Annotated in this window: 17 protein-coding genes and 1 pseudogene; 10 read left to right on the top strand and 8 right to left on the bottom strand. The window is 64.5% G+C overall.

Annotation, left to right across the window (positions count from 1 at the left end; translation table 11 throughout):
- The first annotated feature begins 110 nt into the window (after positions 1–110).
- The 4 genes from ABH923_RS01475 (at position 111) to ABH923_RS01490 (ending at position 4,650) form a co-directional block, all read left to right on the top strand.
- Positions 111–305, top strand: a complete 195-nt coding sequence (locus tag ABH923_RS01475) for a hypothetical protein (RefSeq protein ID WP_370057257.1) — start codon at positions 111–113, stop codon at positions 303–305.
- Between the two features lie 2,004 nt (positions 306–2,309).
- Complete coding sequence (locus ABH923_RS01480) at positions 2,310–2,564, top strand: hypothetical protein (protein ID WP_370053364.1); 255 nt, start codon at positions 2,310–2,312, stop codon at positions 2,562–2,564.
- A 1,442-nt stretch (positions 2,565–4,006) separates the two neighbouring features.
- The gene (locus tag ABH923_RS01485) at positions 4,007–4,366 is read left to right on the top strand and encodes a hypothetical protein (RefSeq protein ID WP_370053366.1); all 360 of its coding nucleotides are present in this window, start codon (positions 4,007–4,009) and stop codon (positions 4,364–4,366) included.
- 59 nt (positions 4,367–4,425) lie between these two features.
- The gene (locus ABH923_RS01490; protein WP_370053367.1) at positions 4,426–4,650 is read left to right on the top strand and encodes a hypothetical protein; all 225 of its coding nucleotides are present in this window, start codon (positions 4,426–4,428) and stop codon (positions 4,648–4,650) included.
- Positions 4,651–4,738: 88 nt separating this feature from the next.
- Here ABH923_RS01490 and ABH923_RS01495 read toward each other — a convergent pair whose 3' ends face one another.
- Both ABH923_RS01495 and ABH923_RS01500 read right to left on the bottom strand, forming a co-directional pair.
- On the bottom strand, positions 4,739–4,981 hold the full coding sequence (locus ABH923_RS01495) for a hypothetical protein (RefSeq protein WP_370053369.1): 243 nt from the start codon (positions 4,979–4,981) through the stop codon (positions 4,739–4,741).
- A 13-nt stretch (positions 4,982–4,994) separates the two neighbouring features.
- Positions 4,995–8,024: an RHS repeat domain-containing protein gene (locus ABH923_RS01500; protein WP_370053371.1), complete on the bottom strand. Its 3,030-nt coding sequence runs from the start codon at positions 8,022–8,024 to the stop codon at positions 4,995–4,997.
- A 1,000-nt stretch (positions 8,025–9,024) separates the two neighbouring features.
- Between ABH923_RS01500 and ABH923_RS01505 the strand changes: the two genes are divergently transcribed.
- Positions 9,025–9,471 carry a hypothetical protein gene (locus ABH923_RS01505; protein WP_370053373.1) on the top strand — a complete coding sequence of 149 codons (447 nt, stop codon included), beginning with the start codon at positions 9,025–9,027 and terminating at the stop codon, positions 9,469–9,471.
- Between the two features lie 41 nt (positions 9,472–9,512).
- On the top strand, positions 9,513–10,109 hold the full coding sequence (locus ABH923_RS01510; protein WP_370053375.1) for a hypothetical protein: 597 nt from the start codon (positions 9,513–9,515) through the stop codon (positions 10,107–10,109).
- 368 nt (positions 10,110–10,477) lie between these two features.
- Here the strand turns inward: ABH923_RS01510 and ABH923_RS01515 are convergent, their stop codons facing one another.
- Both ABH923_RS01515 and ABH923_RS01520 read right to left on the bottom strand, forming a co-directional pair.
- A complete protein-coding gene (locus ABH923_RS01515) occupies positions 10,478–11,152 on the bottom strand; it encodes a hypothetical protein (RefSeq protein WP_370053377.1) in 675 nt (224 codons plus the stop codon).
- Complete coding sequence (locus ABH923_RS01520) at positions 11,149–11,535, bottom strand: hypothetical protein (protein ID WP_370053379.1); 387 nt, start codon at positions 11,533–11,535, stop codon at positions 11,149–11,151. The genes ABH923_RS01515 and ABH923_RS01520 overlap by 4 nt, the downstream gene beginning before the upstream one ends.
- A 295-nt stretch (positions 11,536–11,830) precedes the next feature.
- On the opposite strand from ABH923_RS01520, the gene ABH923_RS01525 reads away from it, so the two are divergent.
- The 4 genes from ABH923_RS01525 to ABH923_RS01540 all read left to right on the top strand — a co-directional run bounded on the left by ABH923_RS01525 (position 11,831) and on the right by ABH923_RS01540 (position 13,918).
- Positions 11,831–12,133, top strand: coding sequence for a hypothetical protein (locus tag ABH923_RS01525; RefSeq protein WP_370053381.1), 303 nt, complete (start codon positions 11,831–11,833; stop codon positions 12,131–12,133).
- A 5-nt stretch (positions 12,134–12,138) separates the two neighbouring features.
- Positions 12,139–12,297 (top strand): hypothetical protein, encoded by a 159-nt coding sequence (locus tag ABH923_RS01530; protein ID WP_370053383.1) that lies wholly within the window; start codon positions 12,139–12,141, stop codon positions 12,295–12,297.
- Positions 12,298–12,301: 4 nt separating this feature from the next.
- Positions 12,302–12,781 (top strand): hypothetical protein, encoded by a 480-nt coding sequence (locus ABH923_RS01535; RefSeq protein ID WP_370053385.1) that lies wholly within the window; start codon positions 12,302–12,304, stop codon positions 12,779–12,781.
- A gap of 303 nt (positions 12,782–13,084) precedes the next feature.
- Positions 13,085–13,918 carry a nuclease-related domain-containing protein gene (locus ABH923_RS01540; RefSeq protein WP_370053387.1) on the top strand — a complete coding sequence of 278 codons (834 nt, stop codon included), beginning with the start codon at positions 13,085–13,087 and terminating at the stop codon, positions 13,916–13,918.
- 79 nt (positions 13,919–13,997) lie between these two features.
- Here the strand turns inward: ABH923_RS01540 and ABH923_RS01545 are convergent, their stop codons facing one another.
- The 4 genes and pseudogenes from ABH923_RS01545 to ABH923_RS01560 form a co-directional block, all read right to left on the bottom strand.
- Positions 13,998–14,441, bottom strand: a complete 444-nt coding sequence (locus ABH923_RS01545; protein WP_370053389.1) for a hypothetical protein — start codon at positions 14,439–14,441, stop codon at positions 13,998–14,000.
- A gap of 2 nt (positions 14,442–14,443) precedes the next feature.
- Positions 14,444–15,211, bottom strand: a pseudogene (locus ABH923_RS01550) (amidase domain-containing protein).
- A gap of 90 nt (positions 15,212–15,301) precedes the next feature.
- A complete protein-coding gene (locus tag ABH923_RS01555) occupies positions 15,302–15,592 on the bottom strand; it encodes a hypothetical protein (RefSeq protein ID WP_370053391.1) in 291 nt (96 codons plus the stop codon).
- A 357-nt stretch (positions 15,593–15,949) separates the two neighbouring features.
- Entirely contained in the window at positions 15,950–16,600 is a 651-nt protein-coding gene (locus ABH923_RS01560) for an HNH endonuclease (RefSeq protein WP_370053393.1), read from the bottom strand.
- Positions 16,601–16,615: the final 15 nt, after the last annotated feature.

The raw sequence follows: 16,615 nt of genomic DNA on the forward strand, positions 1-16,615 counted from the left end.
ACGAACCTCGATAAGGTGCTCTACCCGGTGACAGGCACCACCAAGGGCGACGTCATCCGGTACTACGCGGCCATCGCCCGGCGCTCCTTCCCCATCTCGCCGAGCGGCCCATCACGCGCAAGCGTTGGCCGGACGGCGTCGGTACGGCGACCGCGCCGGTCGAGTCCTTCTTCGAGAAGGACCTCGGCAACGGCGTGCCCGACTGGGTGCTGCGCCAGAGCATCCTTCACTCCGGCGGCGAGAAGCGCTACCCGGTCGTTACCGACCGCGCGACCCTTGTCTGGCTCGCCCAGAGCCTGCAGTGAGTTGAGCGATCGCACCTTCTACCCCGAAGCGTCGCACGTCACGGGAACCCTGTTTCCACCACCGCCGAAGCCCGCGCGGTAAGTGTCCAATTTGATGTCTCGGCGCTGAACCCGGCGCGAGAGGGCCTTGACGGTAGGCTTCGGCCTGTTCAGGCGAAGCCTGTCCTAGACGTGGCGCACTTGCAAACCAGCTCGCCCTCAGACCGACCACGATCGCCACGAGAACGACAAGGATGACAAGCCAGCCGACCAGTCCTCCCGGGTTGAAGATAAGTCGAAGTACCCACCAGATCCTCCGTCCGCTGCAGAAGCCTCGGCTTATCGGCGAAGTCTCAGAACCCTCGCTGAGCCATCGCTATCCCTTAAGGGCAGTCCGAACAGACTCGGGATCCAGATTGTTGCGGCGCACCCATTCATCAAAGGCTCCCGCCGATCGTATCGGCGGGTTCCCTGAGAATCTCAGGCCGACGGCAGCGAGTTTGGCGGCAATAAGACGAGTAAGACGCGTCCTGGTAGTGAACGCGAGCGGAGTCGCGTACGCCACGACGAGGACCAGCACCAGGGCAACCCAGTTGAGCCATGTCACATTTGATGCCGCTCCGACGGCAACAACGGCGAGCAGGGCGGCGAATCCGGCGACGAGCCCGCAGATAATCCAAGTCGACTTGACTAGGACCGAAGACCGGGTGAGTCGGGACCGGAGTGGATCGTCGGCATAGTCGGCCCAGGCTACTTCTTTCACTGACACTCCCATGGTCAACAGTCAACAGCCCACGGAACCCAGCCCACAATAGGCCCGGCTCCGACCCACGAAACGGCGAGGCACTGGTTGTGAGCGTGTGCCCAGCGCTTACTCCCGCGGCCATGAGCGGGGCCGAGTATCCCGGCGCCGCGGCTGCTTGAGCGACCAAGAGGACTGGGCTGCCGATCAACGCGGTCGCAGCCTTGTTGAAATTGATGGTTGCGCCGAACGGCCCACCCCATCCGTCCCAGGTGGCTGCCGGGAGTTGGTTTTGCGACTTGGGGCTCGACGCCGGCTTCGCCCGCGAGATGGCGGTGACGGTTTGATTGGCACCAGGCGAGAGGGACCAGGTGCGCGCTGGCGCCGCTGCCCGTCCCACCGATCCCATGATCGGGGTTGTTGTGCCGTAGTCGTTGAGGCGGAAACTCCAGTTACCGGTGAGATCGCTTCCATTAATGGGATCGTTCGGGTAGTTGTATGCGCTCGTATTTCCGCCCGCTACCGGGTCGGTCGACAAGAACCGTCCGAGCATTGCGACGAATTGTCGGGCACCCATTTCGATGGTGGCGATCGCCCCTTCGTGCTCGTAGAGCTTCTGGCTGGCCCCCTCCCACCCGTTGGTCGCCGACTGAGTTGTGTTCGCAAGTACGGCGGCGTCGGCGGCCGTCGTTCCAATTAGGCGCGTCGTGGGATCGATTGGGTTGCCGAATGGATCGTACTGGGCAACGGTCCCGCTGCGCGTGCCGGTGCCGCCGGTCTTCACGATCAAGTCGCCGTGAAGGTTTGGGTACGGAGACGCAGCAGGAAGGCGGTGCTAACCGTAGGTCGATGACGAGACCCCAGTTGAGCGGAAGCACCGGCCACTTGCTCGCAGCCGACGAAGTGGAGACAGACAGACCTAACGTCCGACGCAACAATCGTTTTGAGAATGATTTCCCTAATGATTCGCTGAGTCGCGCTCGACGCGGAAGCACGTCGGATGAGTCTCAATGCCGAGGCAAACCATGTGGGTTCCTACCTGATCGTCGTCCACCCGGACTTCTGCGACGCTGCCCTCCTCTCAAACGGCATCTCCCCTATCCAAACCTTGATACTGGCAAGGCATCGACGGAAGGCACCCGAGAACGCCACCGACGTGGCGTTGGAGGGCAAGGAGCGAAGCGACGCAGTAAGGGCCCAAGGAGCGCCAGCGACGAGGGTGAGGGAAGCCCGTCGACCGAGCGCAGCGAGAGCCGAAAGGGGTGACCGAAGAGGTGTCGGCTATGCCGACCACCGAGCAAGTTTCGACCGAGCGAAGCGACGTTGAAACGCAGCGAGGTGCCACCTCCCCTTATGCCCTTTTCCTTTCTCCCTCGCATCGGGAGCTTCAGCGAGCGATCGAGGTCACGTTTTGCTGTTTCATCAGGGGAAACGGATGGATCAACACCTTCTTGATCAACACCGCATCCGAAGGATCATTGACGGTGGTGTGGATCAAGGGCCATCCGTTTGCCCTGGAAAGTCGGGGTTTGGCTTGATCCACGGTTTGGAACGAAGTGGCACCGTGGATCAAGACGTCGAGCGAAGCGAGGTCGGGCGTTGAGGAGCCTGCGGATCAACGACCGTTTCAACCCCGACGCGGCCGTGGGCACACGGGCGCCTCTACCTCGAAACGGCGCAGGTCGCGGCGTAGCTGCGACCTCTGGGTGTAGCGCTCTGACACCGTTCCGATGGGCGCGACAACGGAGCGCGCAGCGGGCTTCGCGACAGCCGCGACAGCGGCGACTGGGATGCTCTTCTTTCGCCTCATCGGCCACGACTGTGGAGTGGCCAGGACCGTCACGAGAGTCGCCTCGAGAGACGCCACAGCAAACGCCACGAAGGCGTAGCAGACGTCAGGCGCGCGCGGAGCGCCGTTGCCTCATGCGCCTCGTAATGGGGGCTCGTCACGAGATCCGCCACAGGATCAGCACGACCCTCGTCCCAGCTCCGCCCCGGTGGCGCCGTCGGCCTCACGGGGCCCACCATCACCGGCGACGACTTGAGTCATGAAAGCAGAACTCGTCGCCCTTGCATCCTCAGCGCGAGTTCTGTTTCGGGGGTCAAGTCGACGACCCTTGAGCGATCGGTACGGCGCCGCAGGCGACGGCCTGATGGTCACGCGGACCATGCCGACGGGGCGAAGCCCCCGAGGACGGCTGTTGCCCGATCAGCACAGCTCCGCCGGCTGCTGCCTCGAGCACGATGCAGCGCAGCTGCAGCCAGCCCTTCAGTGCTCCACTCCGCCGGACGATGCAGGAGAGACCCACGTCCCGCCGGAGATCCCATCGAAGGGGGCGGGGAGCGGCCCGTCAGTCAGGCGAGCAGTTGCCTGAAGGACCGAAGTGCCCTTGCGAAACGAACCAGGTCCAGGTGACGCAGCTGGGGCGGAGGAGGAGGGCGCAGTGAGGCACGAACGCAGCCCCCGACGGAGCCCGCTGGGGCACCTGGGATCTGATTCGTATTGAGGTCCAGGTCGCTGATCATCGCTCCACGCTCCCGCCCATCGCAGCCTCTTGGGAGCGCCATCCGGTGCGTTCAGCACCGGGAATCTGTGCCCGTTTCGCGGACGCGTCGCGTCCACTCGCTGCCCCCTTGTGACCAGTCAGCGGCCTCCCGCTGACCGCGAGACGGTCACTACTGCCTATCCGAGGCTCCGTCCGAGGATTTCGAACGCGTTCAGCGCGCTGCGACCGTGCTGTGGCCTGTTCATGGTCATTCTGTGGCCTATCGCCGGTCACACGTGCCGTATCGGCGGTGTTCAGCCTGTCGTCGCGCCCCTCCGTGGGCGAGACGCGACCGCTGCGTGACCGTTGGGTGGTCACGTCGCGGCCGATTGGTTCTCGGCGGCATCGCGCGGAGCACGGGCGCCTACGAGAGAGCCGCGACGTCATCCGAGCGACCGACGAAGTGAGCGCGGTCCGATCGATACGTTGGGCCCATGACCGAGAGGATTGCGCCGCTGCGCTATCGCCGACCGGTCGCCACCGTGGTGATGCTCCTTGCACTCCACGGCGTGATCGTGTTCGCGCTGGTCATGCTCGCGGTCTCCGTCGCACTCAGCATCGGCGGTCCCACGATCGGTCACGACGAGCTGTACCGGATGGGTCCCGCGCTGCAGCTGTCGGTCGCCGGCGCGGTCGCGCCGTTCATTCTGGCGACGGCACTGACCTTGCCGATCGGGCTCGCAGCACCCAGCCGCCTCTGGCTCGTGCCAACCGTCGCGACCTGCGCAAGTGTCGTGTTCTGCGTCATCGCGATGCTCCTCTTTCATGCACCTGCTCCGATCCCAGGAGGATGAACGGCCGTCGATACGCTGAGCCCATGGTCGTTGCCTGAGTTCGCGCGTAGTCTCGCGGCGTGACTGACCCGTCTTCCAGAAAGCCAAAGCTCTGGCTCACTTTCGGGTGGCTCGTCGCGGCCTTCAGCGTCGCAGCCATTGCGGTCGGGACCTGGGCCGTCGCACAGGGCTCACCAGTGGGCTGGATCAATATCATCCTGGGGCTCATCTTCATCCCGCAGAGCGTCCTTTACTTCCGCCTGTACCGACGTCTTCGCAAGAGCGACCGGCCACACGAGAAGTAGCCGATCCGGCTTAGCCGCCTTGTCGCTTAGGAGTTTGGCGAGTCAAGCTGCTGGTTAGACCGCCGCTTCCGCCACACCCCCTCGCGCATCAGAGATCCGCGGAGTGCTTGCGTCGTCGTTTGCGCTCGAAGCGTGACTCTACGACGAACCCTGCGGCGATGAGCAGAATCACGATTGCCCAAAGCAGCCAGAGGCCAGCGTCATGCGGGGCCCGTATTGCAGCCACGAGGAAGATGCCTTGGACTGCCAACGCAACCAGCGCGGCGACGTAGACGAGCAATCCGCGGCGAGTTCTTCGTCGTCCTTCGGGTGTTCCTGGATCGACAGTCATGGCATGACCCTAGTCAGAAGATTCCGCCTATGCCTCCTGTGAGCGCCCCGTCGATAGATCGATCGCTGATCTCGCTCGGGCTGTCACCTTCGAGGCTCGCAGTCACCCCAGAGCCGATTGCGCCCCCAATCGCGCCATAAAGTATGCCGATTGGAAGGGCCGCGGCCCCACCGGTGGCGGCGATCAGGCCGAAGCCAACAAGATCGAACGCTGCTTCCGTCGCTGCACCGATCAGCATGGAGCTAGCGTCATCGAGCAGGCCACCCGGGTCATTGTTGTTGACCGGGTCGCCGCCGGCGAACGCGTATCGGTTGGCGTTGGCGGGGTCGAGGGGCGCGTCGAGCGTGTCCTGTTGCGTCCATGCGCCGGTGGTGGGGTTGTACCAGCGGAGTCCGAACTTCACCAGGCCGGTGGCTCGGTCCTGGATACCGCTCTTGAAAAGGTAGGGGTTCTGCGAGGTTCCGTTGCCTGTTCCGCCGCCGGTGAGCCTGGGCACGCCATAGGGGTCGTAACTGTAGCTGAACGCGTTGGTTGAGAAGTCGGTAAGGAGACCGACGGGGCTCCCGAGCCCGTCCATGACGTAGAGGCAGTCCTGGTCGGCGCTGGTAGTGAGCATGATCGGTTGCCCGGTCTTCGGGTCGCTGTACATGTAGGCCTGGTTGGTGTTGACGTTGTACTGGGCGATCTCGGGCAGCCCGTTGCTGTCGGTGCGGCCGTAGGCGAGCTTGTAGGTTCTGCCGGAGAATGTCTCGGAGAGAACCTGGGTTTGGCTGGCACCGGCGTAGGTGTAGGTCGAGGTGACACCGCTGGTGACGGCTTGGGTCATCTGCTCGGCACCGTTGTAGGTGTACGTCGCGCCAGGAGCGGCCGTGAGATTGCCTGCCCCGTCGTAGCTGTAGCCGGTGCTGGTGATCTGGTTGGCAGCGTTGTAGGTGAGGGTCTGGCTGGCGGGATTGGCGCCGGTGACAGTGGCACTGGTGCGGTTGCCGCGGGCGTCGTAGGCGTAGATGTAGGTGTTGGCGCTGCTGCCGCCGGATTGGGTGACGCTGGTCAGCCTTCCGGTGGCGGGGTCGTAGCCGTAAACACTCGTCAGTCCCCCGGTGAGGTTGTCTTTGGACCACTGCAGCTGCGAGTGATCCGTCGCCTTCGCGGTGGAGCAAGTCGGGGCTGCGGATCCGGCGTTGTAGCAGTAGCTGGTGTCGAAGACGACCTGCGGTGTGGTGGGCGGGTACGTCTGGGTTGTGGCGATGACCTCGCTGACGCGGCCGGATGTGGCGTCGTACTTCACCTGCACGTGGCCGGAGTATCCCGACGTTCCCGGATCCCATTGGAGGTAAGTGTCGGTGCGGCGGCCATGGTCGTCCGTGACAAAGTGCAGGTTCGCTGGCGCCGACGGATCGCTGGTGTGCGGGTAGTGGGCGTCGGTGAGCACGTTGGAGGCGTCGTAGACGTTGGTGGTGGTGCCAAGCGAATCGCTGGTGCTGACCAGATTGGACGCCTTGTCGTAGCCATAGGACTCGGTGCCCCCGAACGCTGTATTGACTGTGGAGATCAGCCGCTCGAGCTGGTCGTACGTGTTGGTGGTCGTGCCGTTGGCGTCGACCGAAGTCTTGAGCTTGCCCGCGGTGTCGTAGGTGTTGACCACCGAATGCGTTCCGTCAGAGAACGTCGTGGAAGTGAGTCGGTCGTCATTGTCGTAGCCGTAGGTGGTGGTGTTGCCGCGGCCGTCGGTTTCGGTCTTGACCCGACCGAAGTCGTCATAGGTCAGGTTCCGCACCGTGAGCGATGTCCCTGTGACCGGCGTGATCTTCGTCAGCTGGTGGCTGGTGTACGTGTACAGCGTCGAGCTGCTGTTTCCCGGCGCCGTAGCCGAAGAGACCGTCCCGTCGCTGTTGTGCGCCAACGTGGCCGTCGTCATCGTAGCCCCGGAGCCCTGCGAGCTGGTTTGCGGGTTGCCCGGGCCGTCATAGCTCAGGGTGGTCGTGCGCCCGGCGTCATCCGTGGTCGTCGACGGCAGGTACTGCGTGGCCGGACTGGTGTTCCCGTAGGCGGCCTGCCCTGCTGCCCCGCCAGGCGAGGTGGTGGTGGTGAGGGATTGCTGGTTGTTCGCGTTGTAGGCGAACGCGGTCGAGTTGGCGCCGGTGCCGCTGCCGGTCGACGACGTTGTCACATCGTAGTTAGGAGTGTTGTAGGCGGCGTCCCTCTCTCTGTTCGCCTCGTCGATAGCCCTGGTGACGCGCTGGGTGGCATCGATCGTGTAGGTGATGTGTGGGACAGCTGAGACACCGCTGCTGGTCGACGTGTTCGGCTGGGCAACCAGGGTCTGCGTCGCCGACGTGTATGCAAATCGGGTCGTAGAGGTGCCCGGCGAGCCCGAGGTGGTGTTGAGCTGGTCGACTTCGGAGAGCTTGCCGTTGCTGTCATAGGAGAAGTTCGTCACCGCGCCGGTGGGCGAGGTGATCTTGTTCAGCTTGCCAGAGGCGTAGCCGAAGGTGGTGGTCTTGCCGTTCGCGTCCACGAACGTGGTCAGGTTCGAACTGGAGTCCTTGATGTACTGAACTGTGCGCGTGGACGATCCATTGGACTGGGTGATCCCGAAGGTCAGCAGCGACGAGTTGTAGGACAGCGACGCCGTCGGTGCCGACCCCGCCCCAGCAGGCGAGATGACCGCCAACGGCGACGACGTGTACGGAGCGCCGGAATAGTTGCACGACGGACTCACCACGTAGCAGATCGAGGTCGCCGACGCGTTGCGATCTGCGACCGACAGGGCGTTGCCGTTCAGGTCGAATGTGACCACGTGGCGGGTATCCCGCTGCGTCAGCGTGTAGTTGCTGGCGCTCTTGACCAGGTCAGCCTTCAACCCGGCCGGGGACGTGAATGCCGTCGTCGACCCGGTCACCGGAGTGAACAACCAGGTGCCGCCGTCGCCGGCGGTGTAGACCACACCGCCGCTGACTGAGCTCAAGGATCCGGCGCCGCCGAACCCGTAGGCCCAGCCGTTGGCATAGATGGTGGATGTCGACCCGGTGTTCAACGCCATCGAGTTGTACGTCGCCCCGATGGGCACCGCCCCACTGATCCCTGGAAGATCCAGACCGTTCGTAGACACCAACAGGTTCCCGGTCCCTACGTCTACTGACGCGAACACCCGGTCCGTCACCGCGAAGTACCACCGGGTAGCGGTGGGGCGAGCGCCCGTTTGTCCGGTCGTCGCTGGACCAGACGGCATTGCCGCTTCGGCAGGTGAGACGGTGAGGAGTGTCAGCACGACCGCGGCTACTGCCCCAATCGGAAGAGCCTTGCGGAGAAGAGACGAGCGGACAGCGGATGAAGCTTTCATGCGAAGTGACCTCGAAAAAACGCGCAGAGAAACACCAACGGGAAGGGTGCGGATTGTCGCGGGATGACACACGTCACGAGGGCAATCGAGCGGGTACGCCGCCGTGTGAAGAAACTACGGCCGCGTAAACGACGAACTGGTGAAGCGTCGGAGGAAGTGAGAGCACCTCAGCCGTCGCCCAGCATGGACCTACTTGTCTACCCGACGGAAGCTGTCAGAGATAAATGACCCCCGAATTGGGGTCAAACCGGGCGGTTCGTTTGTTCCGCCCGATTTTGCGACATGGACATGCGACTCATCGAACGGACCTGCACCAAGGCTGCCCACCGGTGCTCATTCATCGGCCGCGGCCTCACGATCCTCATCGCGCGCCGTATTGAGCAAATCGCGGAGGGTTTCGAAGCCGTCGCGGTCGTACTCCTCGAACGACGCGCCCAGCGGAAGACGGAAGACGGAAGCGATTGGGGATGGCGGTCATGAGTTCCTCACGGTGTCGCGGTGGGGCATCCGCCGGATGCGATTGCCCTCTCGCCTCTAGATGGGCCGAGCCGCGCAGTCGCACAGATTTGGCTCGTCACTACCTAGAGGGCGGAAGCGCGCAGTGAGTCTCCCGTCACTACCCAGATGAGCGAGGCGCGCAGTGAGGACTTCTGCACTGCCGCAGTTACCACCCGCTACGCTTCGGTCGCAGGGGGAAGACATGAGAGAACAGATCCGACCGCGCCGCGTGCGCGCGCTTCTACTCGCCGCGGCCGCGGCAACGACGGTCCTGACGGCGCTCAGCGGTTGCACGCCGAGCACCGTTCCGGATCTCGAACGCACAGCAGAGCCCACCGATGCGCTGCCAGCCGGCGTCCAAGGCTTCAGCGGGTTCGATCCGGACACCACGCGGCACATCGCATCGCACCGTGGAATCGAGTTCTATCTGGCCAAGCAGACTGGTGATCTTGCGACCGGGCTCTGCCTCGTCGTCGTCAAGCCGGTCGAACCAGTGCAGTGGGCATCGTCGTGCAGTGCCGCCGAGTACTTCGGCCTCCAATGGGATGCCGGTGACGTCAACGCCGAGTTCTACCGTCACGGGGTCACCGACGACATCGTGAAGTCTGGGTGGTCGCAGATCTCGGAGAACGTGATCGTCGAAGACTGACCGGCGCCGGGTCTTGCGAGCCGAGCCGCCGGTGTGGTCGGGTGACCATCGTGAGCTTCTTCCCACCAGACCCGCCCGAAGACGAGACCGACAACGACGAGCTCGTTCCAGCGCCGTGGTGGAAACCATCGGACGACGAGGTCTCGGCGATCTTTCCGATCCGCGAGACGATCGCCATCCACGACACGGTGGCGCTCATTCTTACGATGGCCCGCGTGTACAGCAACGGCATCGAGTTCGTGATCGAGCGACGAGTCCGCCGGGGAAACGCGACCCGTCGCGAGTGGGCGGAGCTGCAGTCGGATATGCACGGCCACTTCGTGCGCTTCGACCCGGACCGCCTGCGCTACGGCGTCGTGCTGGGCGACGGACAGCGCTTGACCTCCGACCACGCTCCGGGCATGTACGGTGTGACGCCCGAGAAGCACAGCCTGAACCCGTCCGGCGGAGGCGGTCGCGGCAGCGAGGACAACTACCTCTTCGACGACGGTGTGTGGCTCTGGCCCCTGCCACCGGACGGACCGATCGAGATCGTGGTCCAATGGCCGGCGTTCGGCATCCCCGAGTCGCACGTCGTGCTCGACAGTGCGCCGCTCAGGGAGTTGGCTTCTCAGGCACGGCCGGTGTGGGAGGCGTAGTCAGCGGTGGATGGACGTCAACGCCAGCAGGTTCATCCCGCCACACGCGCGCGAGTCGACCCTGCCGATGCGCGCCTCGTGCCGTTCGCGGTAGCGGCAGAGCGCCAGATGCTGGGCTACCTGCTGGAGCACTCGGGCGCTACCAGGCAAGCCGTCCACTATCGTGCGCTACGCCGTAGATAGAGGTTGGAAGCTCCCGCGATGAGGCCCACCGCGGCGGCGACAAGGGCGCACAGCCACACGGGCCACCCGAACGAGACATAGAGGGCGAACAGCCCGACGCCTACAACTACGAATAGCAGGACGCTGGTGGTGATTCTTCTTCGGCGATCGCGCATCGTGCTGGCCAAACCGTGAACTCCTCGCTGTCAACCGAACAGTCGCCTCAAGAGCTCGGGCGTGTAGGTCTCCGGTCCGGCGTTGTTCCAGTTCGACGCCAGCCAGATCCCGTGACCGAAGTACTGGGATTCACCGATCGACCGGCCCGTGTGGGAGTCGTTCGTGACGCACCACCTGCCGTCGTAAGCCTGGCCGCAGCCCCAGTCGAGCTCGTTCATCCGCGAGAACGCTGCCAGCTGGGTGGCGACATCGACGTGACGGATCTGGGTCGTGAGGAACGTGTCGCTCGGCCCTGCAGCCGGCGCCCAGTCGCAGATCAGACCCGGACTCTGAGACAGAGACGCGGCAAGAACCGGATCGTAAGTCCCGTAACCGCTCGACTCCGCGCGGGTCACACCCGGGCCCGACTTCCACGCGGGATTGAGAACCAGCGACCCGTCGTCGGAGACGAACTTCTCCAGCCCGGCGTAGAGCGCATCGCAGCTGGTGGGCAGCCCGTCGACGAACGCGGGCGTTGCTGAAGGAGTCGGGGTTGAGGTTCCGGTCGTCGACCGGATGGGCTGCGTCGTGGCAGGAGAAGTGCAGCTCGTGAGCGCGATGGCGACGATGCACAGGAGCGGCAGCTTGGCGAGCCTCACACGTGCCATGGCAGCGCGAGCGCCGTTGATCGTCGTTGCACGGGTGGCGCGGGTGTGGTTGCTCATTCGTTCCCCGTGGACCAGGTGAGAGGTGCGACCGCGAGGACGGGCTCGGTGCACCCCGTCTCGCCTTCCGCCGCCTGACGCACCAGCACCGCGGCACGGAACTTCGGGACCACCCCCGCGTCGAAGTCGGCTGCAGACGCGAAGCGGAAGACCGACTTCGGTTCGGCGGGCGTGCCGCCTACGCTGGCCGTCTTCGCGTCCCCCGGAATGCAGTCCGCCAGTTGCTCGGGCTCGGCATCCACGAACACCAACCGCGCGTTCGGACCTCCGTTATGGAACGAGTTCAGCGTCACGGTGAGTGCGTCGTCAGCGCGCTCGATCGAGGCGTTCCCACCCACCCCATTGGACGGCGTGAACGTTCCGTAGGCGAGCGGCTGCGACACCGATTCTGTGCTTGCAGAGGTCCCGGTGGTCGCGTAAGCCGCCGTACTCGTCTCAGCCGGCTGCCCACTCGGGGCCGCCGTGCAGCCAGTTACGGCAAGTACCGCAACCACCACGATCAACGTAGCGCGCAATTCGCGAAAAGAACGCATTCCTGGGACCCCCATTACCCGGTATGTGTCCTGCGATCCTAGCGGCGAGGATCTCGCGACGGAGCCTATCCGCGCCGCTTACACCACGCCGTGGGTGACGCTGGCCCGCTAGCATCATCAGCAACCGCGACGAAGGGGGACGTTCGTGAACGAATCGAAGCTGCGACCGAAGGTCGTGCTGTGGTGGGGCATCGCGCTCACCGTGGCCGGCGTGGTGTTCACCTTGCTGCTTCCGCAGCTCGCTTACACCGCCGCCCAGCAACCGAGCGCTGCAACGGGCGTCGACCAGGCCCTTATCGCGCTCCTCGACCTGGTCGTCCGGGTCATCGGGCAGGTGTTGGCGCCTCTGGGTGTCGTGCTGATCGGCGCGGCCATCGTGATGACCTATGTCGGCCGGCTCATTGGGACGCAGGCACGCGCCGCCGCGGACGACTCGTCGATACTCTGAGCGTCATGACCACCACGCCGAACGAGCTCGCCGACGAGCTGGACGTGTCCGCGAAGGCCATCCGTGCGTTCCTGCGCGAGGAGTACCTGGAGCACGAGCACGGCGCGCGGTGGGAATTGGACGACGACCAGTCGTCCGTCGTGCGCGCACGGTTCTCGGATTGAGCACGTGACGCAGATTCGACGCTGGGCAGCCGCGACTATCGGCCTACTGGCTGTGGCGTTCCTCGCCGGTTGCGCTCCCTTGATCGCGGTGTGTGCCATGCCCGCCATCCGGCCGCCCCACGTCACCATAGACGCCTCGATCTGGCTTCGTCTGCACCCCGGGGGCACGGTTCACGCCTGCTACGCCGGCGCGTGCGACCGCGAGGACGGAACCAGCCCCTCGTTCGAAGTCGTGGCTCTGGGCAAGGAGGATCCCGCGAAGAAGCGCGACCTCGTGGTCACGCTGAAGGACCAGTCGGGCACGGCGACCGAGACTACGTCGTTCGCACTCAAGCTCGTACCGGGACAGACAGGCGGCCCGTGTCCGATGCCCGATCAATGGAGCCGCCAGGTCCTGATCGGAAAAGACGGTCAGATACAGGTGGGCGGCGCGGATGACGGGCGCATCATCGTCCCCACTCCGCCGGACACGAGCGGGCCGTAGCGGGCGAGCGGCTGCACATCACCGAGCGATGCGTCGTGTTGGGAGCGAAGCGCTAGACGGGGCATCGCGGCGCAGCCTTTGGGATCAGCGCAGCGGCCCCGTCCGCCGGCGACCACGACCCGCCGCGGCCCGCTACGGTCGCGCCCGACAGGTACGACACGGACTGATCGACAACCATGCTGCGATCGATGGGTGACCTCAATCGAGGCGTCGGAGATCACGGAGTCTCGTGCCCGGAACTGGGGCTGAATCGGCAGCGGTGTCCGCGGGTACCTTCGTCGGAGGCAAGCAGGGAGGGGCGCGATGGCGAGCGACACGGATTCGACGGAGAAGACGATGCGCCTGCGATACGCGGGCAGATGCTCCGACTGCCATCGAGATCTCGCAGCGGGAACCGTCGCAGTCTACGACCGGGCTACGCGCACCGTCCACTGCGTCACGTGCACGGGGACGGACAGCACGCCTCCCGAGCAGATCGTGAGCGGACCCGCCGGCGAGTCCGCCGCGAAGAAGTTCCAGCAGCTCCACGACGCTCGGGAGAAGCGGATCCGAGATGCACACCCCAAACTGGGCGGTCTCATTCTGGCGTTGACCGATGACCCGCAGTCGACGAAGGCCTGGGCGACCGGGTCACGTGGCGAACAGCAACTCGGTCGGTGGTTGGACGACGCCGCGACCGAGCACGTTCATCCCCTGCACGACCGTCGCATTCCGGGCACCCGAGCAAACATCGACCACCTCGTGATCACGCCGCAGGGCGTCTTCGTAATCGACGCGAAGAAGTATCAGGGGCGCGTGGAACATCGCGTTGACGGAGGTTTCCTCAGCCCGCGCATCGACAAACTCATCGTCGGCCGCCGCGACTGCACCAAGCTCGTGCCCGGTGTCGTGAAGCAGGTCGAGCGCGTTCGGGTCGCGCTCGACGCTGCTGGTCTCACTGACGTGCCAGCGTACGGGATGCTGTGCTTTGTGGACGCTGAATGGGGCTTGTTCAGCCGTCCCTTCACCATCGGCGCGGTCACTGTGCTGTGGCCGCGGCGTGCCGCCGACTACGTGGCCCGCTCTGGCGCGCTCACGGCCGAGACGACGCAGCGCACTCTGCGAGTCCTGGCGAAGGCGTTCCCGGCGTACGGCTGAGAACCAGACCTGACCACGAGCGTCGGGGACCGACCTCACCCGACCGAGAGCCGCGATCGAGGTCGCCCGCGGAAATTGTCTAGGGCGTCGCGCTCCCGCTCACGCTCGCGACGACCGTGACTGTCCAGTTTCGGCGATCCTGGTTCCAGTACATCTGCCAGGCGCAGGTTCCGGGTTTGGTGGGCTGATCTGTCAACGCGCCGAGGAGGGTGACGCGGACAGCTTGCGGCCCGTTGTCTGACTCGAACTGGACGGAGCGGGACTGGGGGTTGATCGGGCGGCAAGCGTCGATGATCGCCGCGGCCGCCTCATTCGACGACCCGGGGGCCACATCGACGAATGCCTTCGAGTCTCCGGAGTCGATCGCCGTGAGCAGTTGCTCGACGACTGTCTTTGCGCTGTCCGTCGGCGGCGCCCCTCCAGTGTCCTGGACGGTGGAAGAGCACCCCGCCAAAGCCGTGGCCAGCGCCGCGGCGGCGACGAACAACAGGCGGCAAGCTTTGGCGGGGTGCTGGGCTTTCATGGTCAGATACTGGTCCGAAGGTGCATGTCCGCGACGTAGGCGTTCGGGTTACCCACCAACATTGCAGCGTATGTCTGGTTGTAGTGATTGTTGCTGTGCTGCGTGAAGTACGGGTTTCCCGACGAGTCTACGTACGTGACGATAGTGGTGTGATCGTACTTCTTTGGTCGTATCACCGCTCCAAATCCAGAAGGCGATGTCGCTGGCCTTCCAATACGGGGGTGAACACGTCAGCGTAGAAGCGCGAAGTGTAGTGGCCCCCCGAAATCGGAGAGCATCTGGGCGTTGATCCACGGCCAGCTCTGATTCTGCGGGGCCACCCCGCCGCCGCTGTTGTACCACCACTGGTCGGGCTGTTGATAGTTACCCGTCTGGTTCATCGTCCAGCCGCCGGCGAAGAGCGCCTGCGAAGCGAAGTTGGTACAGTCGTCACCCGATTGCGCGACGTATGCCGGGTTGTACTGCTGCCAGTAGGTGGACGCATACTGCACCACTCCGCTCAGATTGACAGTGGTCGCTGCCGAACTCATCGCAGCCGGCACCTGCGATGCAGATAGAACCATCGAGTCAGGGACCTTTGCCTTGTCGCGAGGCACTCCGTGTCTGATCGCCTGGTCCATCCGCTTCGACTTCACCGGGTCGGCCCACGCTGACATCGTGGAGCTGTCACGCGCAAAGATCGTTGAGCCAAACCCCGAATGAGCACGTCTCCTCGCCGCGGTTCCTCCATAAGGTTCGCCCGGCGCTGGAAGTCGTCTGCGCCATGCCATGGTTGCGAATGACGCTATGGCGATCCCAGGGGGCTAGACCCGAAGAGTCTTGACAGAGCCTCCGCCAGGCAATGAGGGGAACTGTACCTCTCAGCAGTAGGAGGTGTCGCCGTTCAGCTGACGTGACGTCAAACACAGGGGTAGCTCAGAAACCATTTGGTCGTCGAGGTAGAACAGAACGTGCTTGAAGGATATGCCGCCACCGACGAGGAAGCCGAAGGTCCCAGTTGCCGAGACGCCTGGGTTCATTGTGAAATCGTAGGATCCCCGATCGTCGAACTCGGGGACATCTGCGGAGTCGTTGATGGAGCCGTCCGCTGCAATTAACTTGGCTGTCAGCGTGCCCGAGACCGGTGCGCTTCCAGGGTTCGAGACGTTCACGAATACTTCGCAGGACCAGCTGCCGCTGTCGTAACAATCCGAGTTGGTCGTTGTGATGTAAAGAGCCGGAGTCTGACTGGCAGGGGTTCCATCGGATGAATCGGAAGTGGCTGCAGCTGTCGAAGTTCCGTCCCCGGCGTGGGCAGAACCAGATGCTGAACAACCCGCTAAGCCGGCTGTCAGTAGCAATGCCACAAGTAGTGATGCCAGGTGTCTCTGACGACCCAATGCCGCTCCGCTCTCTTTACAACCCTTCGATAGTTTGGCCTAAGCGACCAGGGCCAGCATTCCCCTCTTTGAGGGGTTGAGTAATTATCGTGGCCTGTAGCCCAACATCCGGTAGACGACGGCCCGCGGTCAGCCGCTGATGCCAAAGGCGCGCATCCGCGCGTGATGGTACTGCGCGCTCGAGTAGGCGAAGCCGCGCGCCGCAGCGACGGCGACAATCTGGGGGTACGCGCCGATGAGGCCATCCCATCGAGGATCAGCGCTGGTAGCCAGGGTGTTCATCTGGTGCGCCTCGAGCAGCGCGTTCCCGCGCTGCGTGTTGCAGAAGGCGTGGATCGTGCGCAGGTTCGCGGGCTCGCTGCTGCCGCCGCTGCTGCTCGGCACCACGTGGTCCGCCTCGGCGGCGAGGGCCCAGTAGACCGGGTGGATCTCGCCGCGCTTGTAGTGCTGCTGATACGGCAGTTCCTCTGGGAGCACGTCGCTGAGAGCGACGAGCACGCCGCGCGGCACAGCGCGGCCGCCGCAGGCTCCGCAGCGAAAGCCCTCTCGGACGAGAGTCTGCGCTCGGTCGCGCTCCTTGATCGGGACCCGCTTGTGCACGCCGTCCGGCTGCTGCGCGCCGGCGAGGCTGACCTTGCCGAGCCAGCGCTCACCCGCGATCGGCGAGACGCGCAGGCGCGCCAGGGCAAGGTCGTCGTCGACGAGTGCGGCGGCGACAACTGCCAGTACATCTGCGTAGCGGTCGACGGCTGCGCCGTCCAGGGTGAGTACGTCGGGCACAGTGTTAGAGCGTAT

Source organism: Leifsonia sp. EB41 (assembly GCF_041262565.1).
In the GTDB taxonomy this organism is placed as follows: Bacteria; Actinomycetota; Actinomycetes; order Actinomycetales; family Microbacteriaceae; genus Leifsonia.

Coding starts and splice junctions, on each gene's coding strand:
- ABH923_RS01480 (WP_370053364.1), top strand. CDS start 2,310: ATGCCGACCACCGAGCAAGTTTCGACCGAGCGAAGCGACGTTGAAACG.
- ABH923_RS01495 (WP_370053369.1), bottom strand. CDS start 4,981: ATGACTGTCGATCCAGGAACACCCGAAGGACGACGAAGAACTCGCCGC.
- ABH923_RS01485 (WP_370053366.1), top strand. CDS start 4,007: ATGACCGAGAGGATTGCGCCGCTGCGCTATCGCCGACCGGTCGCCACC.
- ABH923_RS01500 (WP_370053371.1), bottom strand. CDS start 8,024: ATGGCGTTGAACACCGGGTCGACATCCACCATCTATGCCAACGGCTGG.
- ABH923_RS01505 (WP_370053373.1), top strand. CDS start 9,025: ATGAGAGAACAGATCCGACCGCGCCGCGTGCGCGCGCTTCTACTCGCC.
- ABH923_RS01515 (WP_370053377.1), bottom strand. CDS start 11,152: ATGAGCAACCACACCCGCGCCACCCGTGCAACGACGATCAACGGCGCT.
- ABH923_RS01540 (WP_370053387.1), top strand. CDS start 13,085: ATGGCGAGCGACACGGATTCGACGGAGAAGACGATGCGCCTGCGATAC.
- ABH923_RS01545 (WP_370053389.1), bottom strand. CDS start 14,441: ATGAAAGCCCAGCACCCCGCCAAAGCTTGCCGCCTGTTGTTCGTCGCC.
- ABH923_RS01530 (WP_370053383.1), top strand. CDS start 12,139: ATGACCACCACGCCGAACGAGCTCGCCGACGAGCTGGACGTGTCCGCG.